This window comes from Nevskiales bacterium, assembly GCA_035574475.1.
GTDB lineage: Bacteria > Pseudomonadota > Gammaproteobacteria > Nevskiales > DATLYR01 > DATLYR01.
Window position 1 is genome coordinate 1 of the sequence record DATLYR010000100.1, and the last position, 19,720, is coordinate 19,720.

The 19,720-nt window shown below is 66.8% G+C and carries 17 protein-coding genes, 1 tRNA gene, 1 other RNA gene and 1 pseudogene; 11 read left to right on the forward strand and 9 right to left on the reverse strand.

The genetic code is table 11. From position 1 onward, the window contains the following. Window positions 1-799: threonine ammonia-lyase, biosynthetic (locus VNJ47_05735; protein HXG28336.1), on the forward strand; the 799-nt coding region annotated here is incomplete at its 5' end. Between the two features lie 90 nt (window positions 800-889). Here VNJ47_05735 and VNJ47_05740 read toward each other — a convergent pair. From VNJ47_05740 to VNJ47_05775, 8 genes are all read right to left on the reverse strand, one after another. After that, entirely contained in the window at window positions 890-1,348 is a 459-nt protein-coding gene (locus VNJ47_05740) for an EVE domain-containing protein (GenBank protein ID HXG28337.1), read from the reverse strand. A gap of 9 nt (window positions 1,349-1,357) precedes the next feature. Further along, window positions 1,358-1,966 carry a 5-formyltetrahydrofolate cyclo-ligase gene (locus tag VNJ47_05745; protein ID HXG28338.1) on the reverse strand — a complete coding sequence of 203 codons (609 nt, stop codon included), beginning with the start codon at window positions 1,964-1,966 and terminating at the stop codon, window positions 1,358-1,360. After that, window positions 1,963-2,144: non-coding RNA, 6S RNA (ssrS, locus tag VNJ47_05750), on the reverse strand. Before ssrS ends, VNJ47_05745 begins: the two co-directional genes overlap by 4 nt. A gap of 81 nt (window positions 2,145-2,225) precedes the next feature. Next, entirely contained in the window at window positions 2,226-2,540 is a 315-nt protein-coding gene (locus VNJ47_05755) for a cell division protein ZapA (protein ID HXG28339.1), read from the reverse strand. Next, window positions 2,537-2,731 (reverse strand): hypothetical protein, encoded by a 195-nt coding sequence (locus VNJ47_05760; protein ID HXG28340.1) that lies wholly within the window; start codon window positions 2,729-2,731, stop codon window positions 2,537-2,539. Before VNJ47_05760 ends, VNJ47_05755 begins: the two co-directional genes overlap by 4 nt. Before the next feature lie 89 nt (window positions 2,732-2,820). Continuing rightward, window positions 2,821-4,200 (reverse strand): DegQ family serine endoprotease, encoded by a 1,380-nt coding sequence (locus VNJ47_05765; protein HXG28341.1) that lies wholly within the window; start codon window positions 4,198-4,200, stop codon window positions 2,821-2,823. Between the two features lie 220 nt (window positions 4,201-4,420). Next, window positions 4,421-6,466 (reverse strand): bifunctional serine/threonine-protein kinase/formylglycine-generating enzyme family protein, encoded by a 2,046-nt coding sequence (locus tag VNJ47_05770; protein ID HXG28342.1) that lies wholly within the window; start codon window positions 6,464-6,466, stop codon window positions 4,421-4,423. A 43-nt stretch (window positions 6,467-6,509) separates the two neighbouring features. Further along, window positions 6,510-7,400 carry an adenylate/guanylate cyclase domain-containing protein gene (locus VNJ47_05775; protein HXG28343.1) on the reverse strand — a complete coding sequence of 297 codons (891 nt, stop codon included), beginning with the start codon at window positions 7,398-7,400 and terminating at the stop codon, window positions 6,510-6,512. 155 nt (window positions 7,401-7,555) lie between these two features. On the opposite strand from VNJ47_05775, the gene VNJ47_05780 reads away from it, so the two are divergent. Continuing rightward, window positions 7,556-7,632 (forward strand) — tRNA-Met (locus tag VNJ47_05780). A 486-nt stretch (window positions 7,633-8,118) separates the two neighbouring features. Here VNJ47_05780 and VNJ47_05785 read toward each other — a convergent pair. Beyond that, window positions 8,119-8,694 (reverse strand): annotated as a pseudogene (locus tag VNJ47_05785) (IS256 family transposase). Between VNJ47_05785 and VNJ47_05790 the strand changes: the two are divergent. The 9 genes from VNJ47_05790 to VNJ47_05830 all read left to right on the forward strand — a co-directional run. Then, window positions 8,693-8,986: a hypothetical protein gene (locus tag VNJ47_05790; GenBank protein ID HXG28344.1), complete on the forward strand. Its 294-nt coding sequence runs from the start codon at window positions 8,693-8,695 to the stop codon at window positions 8,984-8,986. The pseudogene VNJ47_05785 and the gene VNJ47_05790 overlap by 2 nt on opposite strands. A 102-nt stretch (window positions 8,987-9,088) precedes the next feature. Further along, window positions 9,089-9,487 (forward strand): hypothetical protein, encoded by a 399-nt coding sequence (locus VNJ47_05795; protein ID HXG28345.1) that lies wholly within the window; start codon window positions 9,089-9,091, stop codon window positions 9,485-9,487. Between the two features lie 15 nt (window positions 9,488-9,502). Next, the gene (locus tag VNJ47_05800; protein ID HXG28346.1) at window positions 9,503-10,393 is read left to right on the forward strand and encodes a hypothetical protein; all 891 of its coding nucleotides are present in this window, start codon (window positions 9,503-9,505) and stop codon (window positions 10,391-10,393) included. 477 nt (window positions 10,394-10,870) lie between these two features. Then, entirely contained in the window at window positions 10,871-12,154 is a 1,284-nt protein-coding gene (locus tag VNJ47_05805; protein ID HXG28347.1) for a hypothetical protein, read from the forward strand. Between the two features lie 163 nt (window positions 12,155-12,317). Beyond that, window positions 12,318-14,573 carry a polysaccharide biosynthesis tyrosine autokinase gene (locus VNJ47_05810; GenBank protein HXG28348.1) on the forward strand — a complete coding sequence of 752 codons (2,256 nt, stop codon included), beginning with the start codon at window positions 12,318-12,320 and terminating at the stop codon, window positions 14,571-14,573. A gap of 121 nt (window positions 14,574-14,694) precedes the next feature. Then, window positions 14,695-15,930, forward strand: coding sequence for an oligosaccharide flippase family protein (locus VNJ47_05815; GenBank protein ID HXG28349.1), 1,236 nt, complete (start codon window positions 14,695-14,697; stop codon window positions 15,928-15,930). Window positions 15,931-15,979: 49 nt separating this feature from the next. Further along, window positions 15,980-17,800 carry a glycosyltransferase gene (locus tag VNJ47_05820; GenBank protein ID HXG28350.1) on the forward strand — a complete coding sequence of 607 codons (1,821 nt, stop codon included), beginning with the start codon at window positions 15,980-15,982 and terminating at the stop codon, window positions 17,798-17,800. A gap of 57 nt (window positions 17,801-17,857) precedes the next feature. Next, window positions 17,858-19,021, forward strand: coding sequence for a hypothetical protein (locus tag VNJ47_05825; GenBank protein HXG28351.1), 1,164 nt, complete (start codon window positions 17,858-17,860; stop codon window positions 19,019-19,021). 10 nt (window positions 19,022-19,031) lie between these two features. After that, window positions 19,032-19,720 (forward strand): glycosyltransferase (locus VNJ47_05830; GenBank protein HXG28352.1); only part of this gene is annotated, 689 nt, incomplete at its 3' end.

The window sequence follows — 19,720 nt, forward strand, 5'->3', positions numbered from 1 at the left end:
ATTCCGGCTCGCGCGCCGCTATGTAGACGAGGTGATCACCGCCAGTGTGGACGAGATCTGCGCCGCCACCCGCGACATCTTCGAGGAGAATCGCTCGCTGCCGGAGCCGGCCGGCGCCTTGGCCCTGGCCGGGCTCAAGAACTGGGTCGAGGGCCGCCGGCAGAAGGGCCGTACCCTGGTTGCCATCGAGAGCGGCTCCAACGTGAATTTCGACCGGCTGCGCCACATCGCCGAGCGCGCCGAGATCGGCGAGCATCGTGAGGCCCTGATCGCCGTCACCATCCCCGAGCGGCCGGGCAGCTTCCGGCAGTTCTGCGCCGACCTCGGCAAGCGCGGCATCACCGAGTTCAACTACCGCTATGCCGACCGCCAGGCGGCGCACATCTTCGTGGGCGTGCGCCTGGGCGATGGCCTGCGCGAGCGGGACGAGCTGGTCGCGGCGCTGAAGGCGCGCAACTATCCGGTGGTGGACATGAGCGACAACGACATGGCCAAGGACCACGTACGCTACATGGTCGGCGGCCGCGCCTCCGGCGTCGAGAACGAAATCCTGTTCCGCTTCCTGTTCCCGGAGCGGCCGGGTGCGCTACTGCAGTTCCTCAACCAGGTCGGCAGCCGCTGGAACATCTCGCTGTTCCACTACCGCAACCACGGCTCCGCCTACGGCCGCGTGCTGGTCGGCATGCAGGTGCCGCCGGCCGAGCGGCCCGAATGCCGGCGCAAGCTGGATGCGATCGGCTACGAGTACGCCGAGGAGAGCGGCAACCGCGCCTACGACCTGTTCCTGGGGTCGGCTTAGTGATGCGCTTCGCGCAGCAGGAATAGGCCCGCATCCGCGGGCCTACTCACAACACGCAAGAGGTAGGAGGCTGCCCGGCACGCGACGTTTCTATTCCAGTCGCAGGATGAAGTCCCAGTGGGACTGTTCCACCGGCAGCACCGACAGCCGGTTGCCGGGGCGCAGCAGGGCCAGGCCCTGCAGCCGCTTGGCCTGCGCCTTGATCTCGCCCAGCGTAATGACGCGCGTCAGCTTGCGCTCGAGCTTGACTTCCACGCAGTACCAGCGCGGGTCGTTTCTGCGGCTTGCCGGGTCGTAGTAGTCGCTGGATGGATCGAACTGGGTCGGATCGGGGAAGGCCTCGCGGGTGATCTCGACCACGCCCGCCACCCCCGGTATCGGGCAGCTCGAGTGATAGAACAAGGCCTGGTCGCCCTTGCGCATCGCGCGCAGGAAATTGCGCGCCTGGTAGTTGCGCACGCCGGTCCAGGGCTCGCGCTGCTGCGGTCGGCGCGCAAGATCATCGATACCGAATTCGTCCGGTTCGCTTTTCATCAGCCAGTACGACATGCAGGTGCCTCAGGCCGGTCGAAACTGCCAACCGTTCTCAGTCACCACCGCATCCAGCGGCACGTCCCAGTCGGCGGCCGCCACCTGCGGGACTTGCTGGGCGGCAAAGGCCAAGCCTACCAGCCGAGGCCTTACCCCTGGCAGGACAGGGCGGAAGGCAAAACTGCGGTCGTAATAGCCGGCGCCGCTGCCCAGCCGGTGGCCGCGGTCGTCGAAGCCCAGCAGCGGCACCACGACCAGGTCCAGCCGGCGGCACGCCAGGACATCGGCCGTGCGCACGGGGCGGGGCTGCGGGATGCCGTGGCGGCGGCGCCCCAGCGGGATACCCGGCCGCAGGCGCACGAACAGCAAGCCGCCGCCGCGGCAAACAATGGCGGGCAGGAACACGCGCTTGCGGTCGCGCAGGGCGGCCGCCATGAGTGCGGTGGTGTCGACTTCGCTGCCCACGGGCCAGTACAGCGCGATGCGACGGGCCTGACGGTACCAGGGATGGGCCAGCAGGTGCGTGGTGGCCGCGAGGCTGGCGGCGCTGCGCTGTGCCGGTGTCAGGCGCCGGCGGACTTCGCGCAGCTGCCGGCGCAGTTCGGCGCGCTGGGTTGAGGGTGAAGAGAAGGGCATCTCCCGCCTGTGCCGTTGCCGCCTTCGACCTTGAGACCTTGCCTCAAGGGGGACCATCGGTGCCGGCGTCAGGCTTCCCGCTCGGGGGCGGGCTTGCACACGGCCGGCGCGTACCGGTCCCTGGAATATGAAATAGGCTCAAGCGGTTCCCGGCATGCATCGAACACCGCAGGAGACGCCCGAGCCGAGAATAGCATTTATTCATGCGCCTCGCGCAGAGATACGAGCGTATCCCCGACAAGCAAGACGGAATTTGCGGTCAGCGGCCTTCGTTCAGGGCGCTGTCGATGCGCAATTGCAGCTGGTGCAGCCGCTCGCCGGTGGCGCCGTCCAGCGCGCGGCCCTTGCCGCCGCCGCGCTTGTGCTCGAGCAGTTCGGCCGCCATGTTGAGCGCGGTCATCACCGCGATGCGCTCCATGCCCAGCGCCTTGCCCTTCTTGCGGATGGCGTTCATGCGCTGGTTGAGGTACTCGGCTGCCGCCAGCAGGCTCTCGCGCTCGTTTTCCGGGCACTGCACCTGGTACTCGTGCTCCAGGATGCGCACGGTGACGCTGTTCTGCGGTTTGGCGCTCACGCCTCCTCCTGCTGCTCGAGCGCCTTGAGGCGGGCGATGACCGCTTCCAGGCGGTGGCGCAGCTCCTGGTTGCGCTGCGTAATGGCCTGCCACTCGGCATTGAGGGTGCGGTTGGCGGCCTGCAGCCGGCGGTAGGCCTGCAGCAGCGCCTCCACGCGCTGTTCCAGCTGGCCGAGATCGTAGTCGCTCATGGCCGGCAGTATAGCTTGGTCATGGGGCTCGCGCAGGCACAGGCCCGCGTCCGCGGGCCCCGGCCGCGAGGGATTCCGGAAGCTTCTCTTTACGAGATCAGCAGGAACAACGCGCCGCGGCCGCGCCGCAGGTGCAGCAGGATCTGGCCGGACTTGGCGCCGGCCAGCGCCTTGAAGCTCTCCAGGTTGGTGACCGGACGGCGGTTGACCGAGGTCACCACGTCGCCCGGCATCAGACCGGCATTGGCGGCCGGGCTGCCCGGCGCCACCTCGCGCACCAGCACGCCCTCCACCCGGCCGGCCAGGGGATGGTCGCTGTCCATCTCGCCGAACACCGCACCGGCCAGGCCCGGATGCAGGCTGCCGGAGGAGACGGTGCTTTCCTTGGGTGCCGCGATCTGGGCGGTGAAGCTGCGCGGTTTGCCCTCGCGCAGCACGTCGATGGTCACGGTGTCGCCGATGCGCAGCAGGCCGATGGCGTTGCGCAGTTGCGCGAACTCCTTGATCTCGCGTCCGTTGACCGCGGTGATGACGTCGCCGGTCTTGAGTCCCGCCTTGTCTGCGGCGGAGCCGTTGATGACCTGGGCGATGACCACGCCATGGGTTTGCTTGATGCCGAAGGCCTTGGCCAGCTCTGGCGTGAGGTCTTGGCCGACGATGCCGAGCTGCCCGCGCTGCACCTCACCGTACTCGATGATCTGCTTCATCACCACTTGGACGGTATTGGTGGGGATGGCAAAGCCGATGCCGATGTTGCCGCCGCCGTTGGTCGAGAAGATGGCGCTATTGATGCCGACCAGCTCGCCGTTGAGATTGATCAGCGCGCCACCGGAGTTACCGGGGTTGATGGAGGCGTCGGTCTGGATGAAATTTTCGTACTTGCTGCTGTCCATGCCGGAGCGGCCGAGCGCACTGACGATGCCAGAGGTCACTGTCTGGCGCAGGCCGAAAGGATTGCCGATGGCGACCACGAAATCGCCGACCTGCAGCTGGTCGGAATCGGCGATCGGCAGGGCCTGGAGGTCGTCGGCCTTGATCTGCAGTACCGCGATGTCGGTTTCCGGGTCACTGCCGACGATCTTGGCGATGATGTCGCGGTCGTCGGCCAGCTTGACCGTGACCTTGGTGGCGTCCGCCACGACGTGGCTGTTGGTCACGATGTATCCGCGCTTGGCGTCCACGATCACGCCGGAGCCGATGCCGCGGGTCTTCTCGCGCGGCGGCCGCTGCGGCAGGTCGAAAAAGTAGCGGAAAAAGGGGTCGTTGAGCAGCGGATTGTTGGCGATAACCACCTCGCCCTCGGACACGATGCCGACCACCGAGGGCAGTACGCGCTTGAGCATCGGTGCCAGCGTGGGCACCGGCGTACCGGACGGCGCCAGCGCCTGGGCAGGGAGCGCGGCCTGCAGGGGCAGGGTGAACAGGCCGATGAGAACGGCAAACAGGATCGTCGGGAGTGTTTTGTGCATGTGTTCCTCGATGGCCGGGGTGGCGCGCAGCGTCGTCCCGGGCGGAAGAGCTTAGCGCAAGGCGCGCGACTAAGACCACACGATCACGATCCGAGTTTCCCGAGCCGTGGCATCCCGGTAGACGCGGTTTGGATCGAGTCTTGCCTGCCGGTGCGTTCGGGTGACGAGTTCGGGCCTGTGTGAAGTCTGATGCTTGAGAACGTGGCTTCAGCCACGGCTGTCATTTGTCGCCGGGCAGCTCCTCCAGCAGCCGGAAGCCGATTTCGGGGCTGCGGGTCTCGGGCTTTTCCGAAGCGCGAGCCCAGTTCGCCAGCGCCCAGGGCGGGCTGTTCCAGGAACCGCCGCGGACGCTGCGCCGGCGCGGGTTGTCACGCTCGACGCAGGCGGCCGAGAGCGGCACGCGGTTGCCGACAGCGACCGAGCAGGTCCACTCCGCGACATTGCCGTGCATGTCCTGCAGCCCGTAGGGGTTGACCGCGAAACTGCCGACGGGCGCCGTCATCCGGCCATCCCAGGGGCTGCCGCAGCTCAGGCAGTTGGCGTAACCCTTGCCGATCAGGTTGCCCCACGCGTAGTTCGTGCGGCGGCCGCCGCGCGCGGCGTATTCCCATTCGGCCTCGCTCGGCAGGCGGAAGCGCCGGCCGGTCTGCGCCGACAGCCACTGCGCGTAGTCGTAGGCGTCTTCCCAGCTGACGTTGATGACCGGCCGTCGGCCGCGGCCCCAGCCCTCGTCGGCCGGCTTGCGGCGGCGCGTCGCCTCGCAGAAGCGGTCGTACTCCTCGAAGGTGACTTCGTGCCGGAGCAGGGCGTAGGGCTGCGCAACCCGGAAGGCCTGCGGATAATAAGGATCGTCATCGTCGTCCACCGTGACGTTGCCGATGACGCCACTGCCGGCCGGGATGATGACGGTTGCCGGCGTCGCGGCATCCGGCGCGGCGCTTGCCACCTCCGGCGCCGGTCCGAACTGCGGCACGTCCTGCCAGGGTGTGGCGCGGTACGAGAGAAACAACAGGGCAAACAGCACGCCGGCCAGCGCGGTCAGGGCCCGGGCCCGCGCGCTGTTCTCGTAGCGCTGCCACTGCGCCGCGACAGACTGCGCGGCGGCCAGGATATTGCGCGTGACGGCGTGGTACTGGCGCTGCCAGGCCTGGTTGACCTGCGCGCGCAGTTTTCGTACGCGCGGGCCGCCGAGCAGTCGCTGCGCCAGCCGCGCCCATTCGCGTCGGAACCAGTTGCCGATCCAGCCCGGCTCGCCGGGTTTCACCGCGAGGACGGGTACGGTGCCGCTGGCCACCGTCAGCGGCAGCTGTACGGTGTCCTCGAGCGGGCTGGCAGGCACCGGCCGGCGCGAGCGCGGAAGGGTGGGCTTTTCGCCCAGCACGTCCAGAACCTCGGCCACGGTCTGTGGGCGGTCGGTTGCACGCAGCTGCAGCATCCAGTCCACCACGGCCAGCAGGGCGTCGCTGTAGCGGCCGGCGGCGGCCTGCATCGCCGGTACGTAGGGATCCTCCCGGTTTTCGGTGGCCGCGGCGATGCGCTCCGCCGCCTCGACCGGCGCGCGCAGTGTCAGGCAGCGGTAGAGGGTCGCACCGACCGCATAGATGTCGGTGAAAGGACCCTGCTTGCTGGTGAAGGAGTACTGCTCGTAGGGGGCATAGCCTGGCGTCATCATGCCCATCAGGCTGCGGCTGTGCTCGCCCAGGGCGTAGCGGGCGGCACCGAAGTCGATCAGCATGCAGGCGCCGCCGCGGCGCAGGTAGATATTGGAGGGCTTGATGTCGCGGTGCAGGTAGTTGTGCGCATGCACGGTCTGCAGCCCCGAGAGCACCTCGAACAGTATGCGCCGCGCTTCTTCCTCCTCCAGCGGTACTTTGCGCCGGCTGAGCAGCTGCGCCAGCGACTCGCCCTCGCGGTACTCCATCACCAGGTAGGCGGTGCCGTTGGCCTGCAGGTAGCGGTGCACACGCACGATGTAGGGGTCGTCGAACTTGGCCAGCAGCCGTGCCTCCTCCAGGAAGCGGTTGAGGCCGAACTGGTAGTTCTCGCGGTCGTCGTCGGACCGCGGCGTGACCGTGGCGCCGTTGGGGCGGCGCATGGCGATCTCGCCGGGCAGGAACTCCTTGATCGCCACGTCGCGGTGGAACTGGTGATCGAAGCCGCGGTAGGTGACGCCGAAGCCGCCGGCGCCGAGCACGGACTTGAGCTCGAACTCCTCGAGGCGTGTGCCGGCCGGCAGCGCGTGGTGATATGTGGTCGGCGTCGTCATGGGTGGCACCATCGGGTCATTCTGCCTGCGGGATGGCGCAGCATCAGGACAACTGAGTGAAGCGGACTGCGTCCGCCGAGTCGTCGGTGACTGTCTCGCCCAGGCCAATCAGGCCCACGCCGTGAATCGCCTGGGTGTCGCGCCGCACAAACAGCGGCACACCCTGCTCGGGACAGATGTAGGTGCCGTTGGTGCTCTGGTCGGTCAGCAGGAAACGGTCTTTGCGGTACTCCAGCCGCGCATGCAGGCGCGAGACCAGCTCGTTCTTGATCACCAGGTCACAGCTGTCGGCGCGGCCGAGCGTGACGATCGGATGATCCGGACCCAGCTCCACCTCGCGGTCGCGATGGCGCAGCCGCAGCCGGGTGGCGTTGCGCGGTTCGTTGCTGCGCGCACGGTCCACCATGCGCGTGGCGTCTTCCGGCTGCCACAGCAGCTCGTAGAGGGTGATCTGCCCGGTCTTGCCGCGCACCAGTGTGTTGTCCACCTGGCGCGCCAGATTCAACCAGTCGTTGGACAGCTGGCGCAGGGTGGCGGCCGAGGTCAGTGTCTGGCCGGCCTTGGCCAGCCCCACCAGCCGCGCGGCCACGTTGACGCCGTCGCCCAGCACGTCGTTGTTCTCGCGCAGCGCACTGCCCGCGTGGAAGCCGATGTGCAATGCCATGGTCTGCCCCGGGCCTGCGGGCAGATCGCGCGCGGCCTCGTGCATGGCGCGGGCCGCGGCCGCCGCGTGATCGGCTTGCGGGAACAGCATCAGAACCTCGTCGCCGATGGTCTTGACCAGCTCGCCCTGGTGAACGCCGCCGGCCCGCTCGATGGCTTTGAGGCAGGCATTGATCGCGGCCGAGGCCTGTGCATCGCCCAGCGTTTCGTACAGACGGGTGCTGCCGCAGATGTCGGCGAACAGGATCACCAGATTGGCGGGCTCGGCCATGCGTCGAATCGTTGTAGTTCAGCCAGATGCTGTGGCTCCCGGCCACACTATAACGCCGACCGCAGCCGTTGGCGCGGTCCGCGTTGACACCCGCGGCCGATCTCGCCACAATTTGCGCCCTTTCTCGACCCGGGTTTCTGTCCGGGCGCTCCACGGGCTACGTAGCTCAGCTGGTTAGAGCGTGGCACTCATAATGCCGAGGTCGGTGGTTCGAGCCCACCCGTAGCCACCATCATTCAATGACTTGGCGGCTTCCTTGATCCGCAGCACGGAAACTGCGGGACTTTTGCGGGACCCCAGCGCGCAGATCGTCTCTGCCGAGCGGATCAGTTGGCCGATCTCCGCCGCCGAGTAGTGCGTCGTGATCCGACCCGACTTGTGTCCGAGGAGGTCTTGCCGGTCCTCCAGTGACACCCCCTTGGCCCGCAACCTGTGCCCGAACGTGTGCCGCAGGTCCTGGACCCGTATGGCGGCATAGCCCGCCCCCGGCGGCCATGGCCGCCCGATTCGCCGCTCGTAGGCCTTCTCAGCCTCCCTACGCGCCCGTTTCCAGGCCGAGTTGTAGATCTTGGTCACTGGCTTGCCCTTGAGCGTGAAAACGAACTCAGGGTGCCGGGCCGCGACAGCGATCTACTGCCTTCCTGGCGAAACGGTTCAAGACCCATAGCGGACGTATCCGAATTTCTGTGTGTGAGGTCGGTTGAGGGAACTGATGGTTTCAGCGCACGGCCTCGGTGAAGCGTTCGCCGAACAGGATAGCAAACTGGTTGGTGGCCTCCTTCCAGGTGCGTTGCGGCATGTTCCAGTCTTGGGTGATGTTGCGCTAGGCCAGGAACAGGAGTTTGGTGGCGACCTCGCCGCTGGGGAAATGCCCGCGGTTCTTGACGATCTTGCGCAGCCGCATGTGCAGGCTCTCGATGGCGTTGGTGGTGTAGATGATCCGGCGCACCTCGGGCGGATAGGCGAAGAACGGGATGACCTGGCTCCACTGGCGTCGCCAGGCCTGGGCGATCGGCGGGCACTTCTGCCCGAAATGGCCCTGCTCGAAGGCGGCCAGCGCAGCCTCGGCCGCTTCGGCAGTCGCGGCCTGATAGATCGTCTTGAGCTCGCCGGCCAGCGCCTTGCGCGCATTCCAGCCGACGTGGTTCAGGCTGTTGCGGATCAGGTGCACGATGCAGGTCTGGATCTGCGCCTGCGGGAACACCGCCTCGATGGCCTCGGGGAAGCCGCGCAGACCGTCCACCACCGCGATCAGGATGTCGTTGATTCCGCGGGTCTTCAGGTCATAGACGATGGGGTACATAGCCTCCAGCGGCCGCGCCTTCCGACTCGGCCTGCTCGTGCTGCAGATGGTGACTCAGCTCGGCCGCCAGCATGCGCTCGGCCAGCTGTTTCTTGAGCCGCCCGATCAGGCCGGATTCGCCCAGCAGGCTCTCGGCATCCCGGCCGCGCAGCTGCGGTTGTTGGCTAGGTCATGTCTGGTCTGTGCAGGGCACCGGCAGAAAGCGGTGCGATTGAAATTCTACGCCCTTGGGAACGGCTCGCAACAGGCGGGCAGTATGACCGGCGACGGGCTCGCGGGATGAGCCTGCAGTCACCGATAATGATGGTCAGCGGCAACGCATTCAAACGGCAGGTATGGCCGGTGTAAATCTGCCGCGTACCCACCACTCCATCGAGGATTAGCCATGCCCCAGCTGAAAAGTGGCCGCCATTTCGGGCTGAGCATCGAGTGGCTATTGAAAGACCTGCGCGAGGGCAGTCGCAACGCCATTAATGCCGCCATCATCCAGGCTCGAATCAAGATGGGAACGCCCGAGAAACTGAAGAACCATCTCGGTATCTACTATTTCGAGGAAGGCCAGGGCGAGCCCCCGAATGCCCCCTGTTACTTTTCGGGCCTACTGGTCCAGCAGGTGCTCGACGGAAAATCCGATTGGAGCCAGGAGGAAGTGGAGGAACTCCGCCTGTGGTTGCAGACCGAGCGCATCGAGACCTGGGTCAAGGAGCGGCATCAGGAAGTGCACAAGGCCGTGAGTGAGGCCTTTGACGGCTCGATCTGGAACATCATGAATGACGGCGACTGACGGCGCATATCTTCCATGACCAGGGTCTATTACAGCCCGGCCTATGTCGCCGCGGGTTACGCCTTCGATACGACCCGCAAGGCGCGCTGGGTGGCTGACTCGCTGCTGCACGCGCCGATACCGGGCATCGAGCTCGTCAAGCCAGCGCCGCTGACACGCGCGCAGCTTCTAGGTACCCACGACCCTGAATACGTACAGGCGGTGGAAACGGGTACGCCCCGTCATCTGGCCGAATCGCAGGGTTTCGACTGGGATCCCGGCCTGTGGGAGATGGCGCTTGCTACCAACGGCGGGGTCGTGGCGGCTGCCCAGTCAGCCCTTGAGTACGGGGTGGCCGGGTCATTGTCGAGCGGCCTGCACCACGCCCGGTACGGCAGTGGTGCGGCTTTCTGCACCTTCAATGGCCTGGTCATTGCGGCCAAGCAGGCGCTTCGCGCCGGCGCGCGGAATGTCCTGATCCTGGACCTGGATGCCCACTGCGGCGGAGGCACGGCGTCCCTCATTGAGGATGAAGCTCATCTGTTCCAGGTCGATGTCGCCGTCAGTGACTTCGATTACTACCCGAGCACGGACAACGCCCGGCTGAGCCTGGTTCGAGAGCCCGACCAGTATCTGGCGGCCGTGGAGTCGGCCTTCCAGAAGGCCGAGGACAGTGGCCTGCGCTTTGGACTGTGCCTGTACAACGCCGGCATGGACCCGTTCGAGGACTGCCCGACCGGCGGCCTGCCCGGCATTACCCGCGAAATGCTGTACCGGCGCGAGCGGATGGTATTCGAATGGTGCCGCAGCCAGCGCATGAGCATCGCCTTCGTGCTGGCGGGTGGTTACATCGGCCCTGATCTGGACCAGTACGGACTGGTCGATCTGCATCGCATGACATTGGCCGCATCATCGGGACATCGATGAATGCGGTAACGAGAATACTGCGGGACTTTTGCGGGACGTTGTGCAGCGTTTTGGGGTGTTGGGGCGAAACTGCCACGGTCGCCACACGCGAAAATGACCCCAAAAATCAACGCTTTTTCACATTCACTACTTTTGGCTCAAGCAGCCGGGTGGCACTCATAATGCCGAGGTCGGTGGTTCGAGCCCACCCGTAGCCACCATATCCCTGAATCTTACGGGCCGCGGCTGGCCACAGGGCCGTTCAGCTTCATTTGAGCTAGACTCGCCCCCATGCGTACCCTGTTGTGGCCAGTGCTGCTTGTGGGACTCGCGGGCGGCATTGCCGCCAGCGCATATCTCGTATTCCGGCAGCCGGCCAGTGCGCCGGCGCCAGTGGTTGCCCAAGCCGCCGATCCGCAGGGCCGCTCCTTCCTGCCCGATGAGTCCGGTCCAGCCCCCGCCGGAGAGACGGAGAACGCTGCCACGACGGACTCTGCCGTGCCGGCGAAACCTCTGTCCCTGTTCCCGGAGGGCAGCCTGGACGGGGCGACCGCCCGCCTGTGCTACTTCTCCTTTAATAACGCGCGCGAGTACGCCACCACCAAGCGCCTGGTGGCGCATCTGAACGCCCACTCGCCGATCCAGATCGAGGTCGTCGAGTTCGTGCAGGAGGACGCCAATATCAAGAAGTCCCTGCTGGCGGCGATCCGCTCCGGTACGCGTTGCGACGGCATCGTGCTGTCCGGTCACCACCGCGGCAAGTTCTGGGGCGATCGTTCCAGCGGCAGCGTGAAGGCCAACTTCCTCGAAGAGCAGGCCTGCGCGGTGCAGAACGCGACGTGGTTCGGGCACGTCAAGGCAGTCTGGCTCGAGGGTTGCAACACCGGCCGGCAGAACCTGTACAACCCGGAGATCGACCCGGAGGACAAGATCCACGGCTCGCCGCTGAATTACATCCGCGCACGACTCGATTTCGGCGACCTCGAGGACAACCTCGACGACATCGCCGATGCGCTGGACGAGAACCTCAACGACGAGAACCTGGCCAAGGACTACATGCGCATCTTCCCGTATGCGACGGTATTCGGCTGGACCGACAAGTCGCCGGGCGAGAAGGCCGGCTCGCATTATTCCTTCCCGTACTTCCTCGCGCAGATCGTGCGCATCGTGGACGACGACCCGCGCTTCCTGCAGAACCCGATGCGCGGCAAGCTCACGCCCGACTCCGCGCGGCGCTATTCCGAGGCGCTGTACGCCGTGCTCACCCGCGACCCCTACGGCAACCGCGACGGCCGACCCGACATCCTGGCGCGTGAGGACACCTACATCCAGGCCTGGCGCGACCACAGCAACGTCAAGTATCCGTTCGCCTTCGACAACCCCTCGATCGCCGGCTACCGCTCGCTGGTCAACAACGACAACGAGATCCTGCGTCAGTCCACCGCGATCCGCTGCCTGCTGACGCAGGAGGGTTATGACGCCAACAGCGCGCACGGCGCGGTCGCCTACCTAGTGCGGCACGAGGCGCTGACCCCGATCGCCAGCCAGCTACTGCTGGCCATGGCGCAAAGCGCGCCGGGGTTGCGCGGTGCGATCGCGGAGAGCGCGAGCCTCAAGCGCTACCTGCAGTACGCGCGCAGCGCTGGCAGCTTCCAGGAATACCGGCGCAACGAAGCGGCGGATCTGCTGGCGCTGCTGAACGGGGCAGGGCGGGCCGAAGACGAGGTGGCCGGCGGGAAGGCGCCGGACGTTGCTGCGGCCGGGATGACGGGTGCACGCTGACGGCGCTACGCGCCGTATCTTTCGCAGAATCCCGAAAAAAGCTAGAGTCGGTGCGCTTTGCTGTGCCTGGCGATGCGACGGGTGCCGGCGCGCCCGATTTGTTTGCCAGTCGCACCGTTTTTTCGCTGCGAGCGCAACTGCCCACGCAGACTAGAGAGACTTCATGACCGCACCGATTTCGACCCCAACGGGCGCGCCATGGGCGCCCGCGCGCGAGACCCAGTCCGGCGCGGTAATCCCGCTGACGGAAGTCGTGGAAATCCTGCAGGCCGGCAAGTACTGGGTTCTGGCGTCGCTACTGGCTTTCCTGCTTCTCGGGATCGCCTACATCTGGGTCAAGACACCGCACTACGCCACCGATGCGACCATCCAGCTGGAACGCCAGAAGTCGCTGCTGGGCCAGAATTCGCCCGAGATGCTGTGGTGGGGCGGGCAGCCACAAAGCAGTGCCGAAATGGAGATCATCCGCTCCCGCGGCGTGATCGGTGCAGTGGTCAGGCAGCTCAATCTGGACATCGTCGTCCGGCCCCGTTATTTCCCTGTCGTCGGTGCAGCCATTGCACGCCATTCGGGCAGGCCTGGCGTGCCCGGCGAGGCCCCACTCGGGTTCAGGCGCTATGCGTGGCGCGGGGAACGCATCCGCGTGGACCGGCTGTCCGTTCCCGTGGAGATGGAGGGCCAGATGATGACGCTGGTCACCGGCGCCCAGGGCGCTTACCGCCTGCTGGACAAAGACGGCAACGAGCTACTGGGCGGGCGCGTGGGTTTGCCGGCGCGCGCCGAGCTGGACGGTGGCGGCGCCGTCGAGATTTTCGTTTCCGAACTCAAGGCCTATCCAGGTACGCAGTTCCGCCTTGCCAAGCTGCCTTTCGACGATGTGGTTCACAGGTTGCGCAAGCAGCTGCGGCTGCGCGAAACGGACCGGCAGTCCGGCATCATCCAGATCGCCTTGGGCGGCGCGGATGCTCAGCGCACGGCGGACATCCTGAACGCGATTGTTCAGGCCTACGTCCGCCAGAACGTCGAGCGACAGTCGGAGGAAGCGGCCAAGATGCTGGAGTTCGTCAATAGCCAGCTGCCCGCCTTGAAGGCACAGGTGGATACGGCGGAGGCGGCGCTCAAGGATTACCGCACGCGGTCCGGCGGCGCCGGCGTCGATTTGACCATCGAGGCGCAAGCCGTGCTCGCACGGCTGGCGGAGGTGGACAAGCAGATCTCCCTGCTCAACCTCGAGCGCTCCGAGCTGCGCCAGCGTTACACCGACCAGCACCCGCTGGTCGTCTCCCTGCAGGACAAGCTCCGCAGCCTGGAGCAGACCCGCGCCAGCATCGAGGGTCAGATCAAGCAGATGCCGGACACCGAGTGGCAGTCGGTGCGGCTGGTACGGGACGTCAAGGTGGCCACGGCGCTCTACACCGAGCTGCTGAACAAGGGACAGGAGCTCAAGGTGTCGAGGGCGGGGACGATCGGCAATGTCCGCATCGTGGATCCGGCCGTAGTTCCGCGCCGGCCGGCTGCCCCCAACCCGGGCCTGGTACTGGCGGTCTGCCTGTTTCTTGGCCTGGTGGTCGGGGTGGGCTACGTGTTCCTGCGCCGGATGCTGCGCCGCACGCTGGGCAGTCCGGACGTGCTCGAGCAGGCCCTGGGGTTACCGATCTACAGCACCATCCCGCACAGCCGTGCCCAGCAAAAGCTGGCGCGCAGCCTGTCGCAGCAGGCACGGCGCGAGGGCGAGCTGATGATCCTGTCCAAGGCCGCGCCGCAGGACAGCGCCGTCGAGGGGCTGCGCAGCCTGCGTACCAGCCTGCAGTTCGCCTCGCTGGACAGCAGCAACAAGGTGATCGCCATCCACGGCCCGACGCCGGCCCTCGGCAAGAGCTTCCTGTCCGTCAACCTCGCCTACCTGCTGGCGGAGACGGGCAAGAAGGTGCTGCTGGTGGACGGCGATATGCGCAAGGGACATTTGCAAGAGGCCTGTTCCGTCAGCCGCGAGCCGGGCCTGTCGGAGTGTCTGGCCGGCAGCGTGCCACTGGCGGATGCGATCAAGCCGCTGGACGGCGGCAAGCTCGACCTGCTGGCCACGGGCACGCTGCCACCCAATCCTTCCGAGCTGCTGATGCACGATCGCTTCGGCAAGCTGTTGGCAGAAGCCTCGCAGCGTTACGACCACATCATCATCGACTGTCCGCCGGTACTGAATCTGGCGGACGCCGTTGCGATCGGACGGCAGGCCGGGGCCAATTTCATGGTGGTGCGTGCGGGCGTCAGCACGCTCGACGACGTGCGCTTCGCGGTTGGACGACTCGCCCAGAACCGGATCAAGCTGGATGGGCTGTTGTTCAACGACCTGAGCGCCAACGGGGCCCGGCGCGCCTACAGCGTCTATTACGGCACCGAGTACTCCGCGGCGCGATCGTGAGGCGGCGCGACCGCAGGGCGGTCTGCGATGGCTGCCGACAGCGCTGCGAAGTAGTCCCGTGAAGTCGATTCTTTCGCAAGGTGCCTGGGGTGTGGTGGAGTACGTCTGCTACCCCCTGTTCATGCTCGCCGCCACCCCCTGGTTCCTGTTCCATCTGGGGGCCGACCAGTACGGCCGGTGGATGCTGCTGATGACCCTGACCACCGTGGGCAGCCTGGTGGGCCTGGGCATGGGGCCGGCGGCGATCCGGCAAGTGTCGAAATACCACGGCCGCAACGAACTGCCGAGTGCAGCCCGTGCTGTGCGCGCGCTGCTGCTGGTCGCCCTGCTTGGCGGTCTGGCCACCGCGCTGCTGCTGGCAACGGCCGTACACCTACTGCCCGAGACGCTGTACGCCCGGCTGGGCACGCCGGCCCAGATGGCGCAGATTGCCCTGCTGGCGGGGTTGTTGATCCTGACCGAGCAGGTCGATGGTGTCTTCACCGGCGCCATCCGCGGGCTGGAGAGATTCGATCGCGCGGCGCAGATCGAAGTCGTCGCCAAGTTTGCGACCGTCGCCGCCGGCGCCGCAGTGGCGTGGTATTCGAAAACACTGCTGCCGGTCCTCGGCACCATGGCACTGCTGACGATCCTGCGTGCCTGCGCCAAGGGCTGGTTGGCCTCGCGGTTGCTCGGGGCGAGCGCGCTCTGGCCTTGCTGGGACGCCGTGCAGGTGCGGGAAGGCCTGGCCTTCGGGAAATGGACCTGGCTGCAGGGCCTTGGTGGCCTTTTCTTCGCTGCGGCGGACCGCCTGATCGTCGGCTCCCAGCTGGGCGCGGAGGCGCTGGCGCGCTACGGCATCTGCCTGCAGCTGGCGCAGCAGATCCACACGCTGCCGAGCGCGGCGCTGGGTGTCGCCTTTCCGGCGGTGAGCCGGCGATTGCAGGGCGAGGGGCAGGGGGCGCTGCGCCGGGTGGCCGGCTACGCGCTCGGCATCAACGTCCTGCTGGCGCTGCTGCTGGCGCTGCCGATGATCCTGGCGGCCAAGTTCATCCTCTCCCTGTGGATCGACGCGGCGTTCGCGGCCCAGGCTGCCGATGTCTTCGTGTGGCTGTGCGGCGCACACCTGCTGCTCGCGCTGAACGTCGCCGCCCATTACCTGCTGCTGGGCGCCGGCAATGCCCGCTTCGTGTCGCTGAGCAATCTCGCGGGCGGAATCGCCGGCCTCGTCGCCAGTGTCGCGCTGATCCCGGTGCTGGGCCTGATCGGCGCCGCACAGGCGCGGCTGTCCTACGCTGCCGTGACCTTCGCCAACCACCTTGCCCTGAGCCGGGCCCTTCGCGCCCGCGACGGATTGCCCCATGCCGCTTCCGCCTGATCCGACGCGGGGGGGATTGGCCCCGCTCCGGCTGGCGGTGCTCACGGCCGTGAAGAACAATCACGCGGACGCGCTGCGCTACGCGCAATGGCACGCGCAGGACTGCTTCGCCGGGATCGACTTCTACCTGTGGGACGGCGAATCGGAGGACGGCACCGATCGCGTGCTCGCGCAGTTCCCGCGCTTGCAGGTGCTCCGCGGTACGGACAGCGGCCTCTACGATGCCTGGAACCGGCTGGTGGACCGGGTGTGGGATCGCTACGACTACCTCTGCTTCCTCGGTATCGACGATCGCCTGGGCAGCGAAGTCCCGGCGCGCCTGCGGGCGCTGGGCACATCGCTGGCAGCAGCGGATGGCCGGCCCGACCTCCTGTACGGTGATCTCGTGATGCTGCGGGGAGATACCTGGCGTTACCTGAAAGCCGGCCACTATCCATCACTGACGCTGCAGGCGCTGCGGCGCAACGTACTGCCGCACCCGGGGCTGTGGCACCGGGCCCGCCTGTTCGAGCGCCTGCGTTTCGACCGCAAGCTGCGCGTGGTCGCCGATTACAAACTGCTGCTCGAGGCCGCGCGCATGCATGGTGCCCTGCGTGTGCAGCACCTCAACTGCGTGCAGGCGGTCGTCGGCGTCGAGGGTCTCAGCAACCGGGAAGGCCAGCTGGGCGTCGTGCAGCGGGAGCTGCGCGAACTCGGGCGGGACTTCGACGTGCGCGACCAGTACCGCGCGGCGCGGCGGATACACGCCATCCGCCGCCTGCTCGGCGCAAGCCGTTTCATCCGCCTGCGGAACCTGGCTTGGCGCCTGCGCGGTTCCCGCCTGCCGCTCAGGGATGCGTCGCGGCCACGGCTGGTGGCGCACGTGATGTCGGCCGGCCGGCACGGCGGTGCGGAGCTGGCACTGGCGGCCGCCGTGCCAGCGCTGCAGTCCAGCCTGGACTTGTCCGCGGTGCTGCTGGCCAGGCAAGACGACGACATTGGCTTGGCACGGTTTTCCATCCCGCTGCGCAGGCTGCTCAGGGAGCTGCTGTTCAATCGCGCGCCATTGGTCGTCGTGACCTCGCTGTGGAAAACCTACTGGGTCGGGGCCCTGGCACGGTTGCTGGGGAAAACCTGGGCGTTGTTCCTGCACAGCGAGAAACGCGAGCACCTGGCCGACGCGGTCGCGGGCTGGGCCGCCGAGCGGTTCTGCACGCGGATCCTGGCGGATTCGCATGCCAGTCGGCAGGCGCTGCCCGTGCCCCTGCGCAGCCGGACGGATCTGGTCCCGCATTTCTTCAGCCACGAGCTGCGGCAAGACGGCATGCCGGGCAACGACCCGCGGTCATTCCTGTTCGTCGGCCGGGCCGTGGCGCTGAAGCGCCTGGATCTGATCCTGCAGCTGCTGGAGCAGCTGGTGCTGCGGGGCTGCGTCGGCGCGGCCGATTTCTATGGCGAGGGTACGCAATCCGACCCCGGCCTGCTCGCGTTCCAGGCCAGATTCCCCGGGCTGGTCGGGCTGCGCGGCGTCGAAAACCGCCCGGCCATGCTCGGGCGCTACGGCCGCTACGGCTTCATCTTCATGCTGTCTGACCACGAAGGCTTCTCCATGTCCACGTTCGAGGCCATGCGTGCCGGCTGCGTGCCGATCGCAAGGGCGGTGGGCGAGCCGCGTTATTACTGTGACGCGGACAATGCCATCATCGTCGACCCCGCGTCGCCGGGGTGGGCAGATGCCGCTGCCGAACAGATCGCGGCCCTGCAATCGGGTCCGGCGCTTTTCCGGGCCCGGTCGGCGCGTGCGCGGTCCGTCGCAAGCAAATACCCGGGCGATTACGTGCGATGCTATGTCGAGGCCATCGAGCATTGCCTCGCAGGGGGGGCGGGATGATTGATCGTGTAAGGCCGTTGCGGGCTGTGGGTCACGCAGCTGCGCCGGGAGCGCCAAGTGTCGAATACCGATAAGCCGTTCCTCGGGAGCTTCCTACCCGCCGGCGCGCCGTTGCCACAGGCGGAAGGTCAGGCGGCCGCCGCCGCACAAGTTTTCGTTCCGGCAGCCTGTTTTCTGCTGGGCATGGCGTTCTCGTTTGCCGCCCTGATGGCCAAGGCCACGGCCCTTTACGAAACCGCGCTGGTGCTGCTGCTGCACATCTGGGCATTGCGGGACGGCAGGATGGCGTCCTCTCTGCTGTGGGTGGTGCCGGCTGGCGCTGTGATCGCGTTCGGCGCCCTGATGCTGGGCGCTTCGGCCGATGGTGCTGTCAAGATCTATTTTCTGTTTTCTGCGCTCTGCCTGCGGATCCATCGGGGTCTGCTGGCATGGTTCATGTCAGGCGCCATGGTTGCCGTCGTATTCCTGATGTCCGTGTTCTATGACTACCTCATTGAAAGATGGATATATGATAACGGTAAGCTGAGTATTCCGTTTTTGCCCCTGCTTGCCGCCATCGCGATGCTGTGGCGTTGGCAGGCGGTGGGCTATCTCCTGCTGGCCGTCTCGGTGGTGGTGGGTGTTGTGGCACACTACCGCGGCCTGGTGATCGGCGGCCTGCTGGGTCTGGTGCTCCCCCTGATCAGGCCGCTGGTCGTCGCCAGGCTGCCGGCGCTGTCACTGGCCGCACTGCCGTTCGTCTATCTGCTTGCCGCGCCGTTGATATTCATGGCGATGGAGCAGGGCTGGATCGAGAAAACGCTCAGCAATGTCGAACGCACGGGCCTGAACCTCGGAACCCTGCGGCTGATGTGGCAAACGGCCGGCATGCCGATGCCGTATGAACAGGGCCTGATGGAGGTCAACAGGTTCCATTACGGCTCGGTCGTGAGCCCGCACAACGCCGTCGCCGAGCTGCTGCTCATGGGCGGCCTGGTCGGCGGGCTGGTCGCGCTCGTGATGAGTCATCGCCTGGCATTCTGGCTGAGATGCACGGCGTCCAATCGCGATGCCTGCCTGCTGGTCCTAATGGCCATCTATGTGGCTACCTTCAGCCCGCTGGACGTGATGTCGAGGGTGGTTTTCTATTTCGTCGCGGCGCTGGGCCTCGGGCTGGGTCAGGGCAATCCCTTACAGGCGCAAGGAAGCACTGGGGGCGGGTATGCCGATCGCAGCACCTGAGCCCGGCAGAATGCGCGTCGCACTGGTCATCACCCGCGGCGACGACGTCGGCGGCGCCAACGTGCATGTGCGCGACCTGGCCCTGGGCCTGCGCGACGATGGCCATACGGTGTGCGTGCTGGCCGGCGGCGAGGGCGTCTTCGCCGACATGCTCCGCGCACTCGACATCCCGGTCGTAGTCCTGCCGCACCTGGGTCGTGCGCTGAGGCCGTGGCAGGACCTGCGGGCGTTCTTCGAAATCCTCCGCGCGCTGCGCGATTTCCGCCCGGACATCGTCAGCACCCATTCGTCAAAGGCCGGCTGGCTGGGGCGGCTGGCGGCCAGGCTGCTGGGTCTGCCATCGGTATTTACTGCGCACGGCTGGGCCTTCAGCGACGGCGTGCCCTTGCTGCCGCGACGGGTTTACCGGCTGGCAGAGAAGCTGGCCGCTGCCATCGGCGATCACGTCATCGCCGTGTCGGAATACGACCGCCGGCTCGCGCTCGATCTGCGCGTGACACGTCCCGGGCGGATCACGACCGTGCACAACGGCATTCCGACACTGCCACAGACGCAGGGTGCGGACTGCATGCGCCAGCCGCCGACGCTGCTGATGGTGGCGCGCTTCGCGCCGCAGAAGGACCACGCGACCCTGCTGCGCGCCCTGGAATCGCTGCCGCCCGCGCTGGACTGGCGGCTGCGCTTGGTCGGCGATGGCCC

Excerpts from the sequence above, each read along its gene's own strand:
- VNJ47_05790 (HXG28344.1), top strand. The coding sequence starts at position 8,693 with ATGGGGTACATAGCCTCCAGCGGCCGCGCCTTCCGACTCGGCCTGCTC.
- VNJ47_05810 (HXG28348.1), top strand. The coding sequence starts at position 12,318 with ATGACCGCACCGATTTCGACCCCAACGGGCGCGCCATGGGCGCCCGCG.
- VNJ47_05765 (HXG28341.1), bottom strand. The coding sequence starts at position 4,200 with ATGCACAAAACACTCCCGACGATCCTGTTTGCCGTTCTCATCGGCCTG.
- VNJ47_05815 (HXG28349.1), top strand. The coding sequence starts at position 14,695 with ATGCTCGCCGCCACCCCCTGGTTCCTGTTCCATCTGGGGGCCGACCAG.
- VNJ47_05800 (HXG28346.1), top strand. The coding sequence starts at position 9,503 with ATGACCAGGGTCTATTACAGCCCGGCCTATGTCGCCGCGGGTTACGCC.
- VNJ47_05745 (HXG28338.1), bottom strand. The coding sequence starts at position 1,966 with ATGCCCTTCTCTTCACCCTCAACCCAGCGCGCCGAACTGCGCCGGCAG.
- VNJ47_05770 (HXG28342.1), bottom strand. The coding sequence starts at position 6,466 with ATGACGACGCCGACCACATATCACCACGCGCTGCCGGCCGGCACACGC.
- VNJ47_05795 (HXG28345.1), top strand. The coding sequence starts at position 9,089 with ATGCCCCAGCTGAAAAGTGGCCGCCATTTCGGGCTGAGCATCGAGTGG.
- VNJ47_05740 (HXG28337.1), bottom strand. The coding sequence starts at position 1,348 with ATGTCGTACTGGCTGATGAAAAGCGAACCGGACGAATTCGGTATCGAT.
- VNJ47_05760 (HXG28340.1), bottom strand. The coding sequence starts at position 2,731 with ATGAGCGACTACGATCTCGGCCAGCTGGAACAGCGCGTGGAGGCGCTG.
- VNJ47_05775 (HXG28343.1), bottom strand. The coding sequence starts at position 7,400 with ATGGCCGAGCCCGCCAATCTGGTGATCCTGTTCGCCGACATCTGCGGC.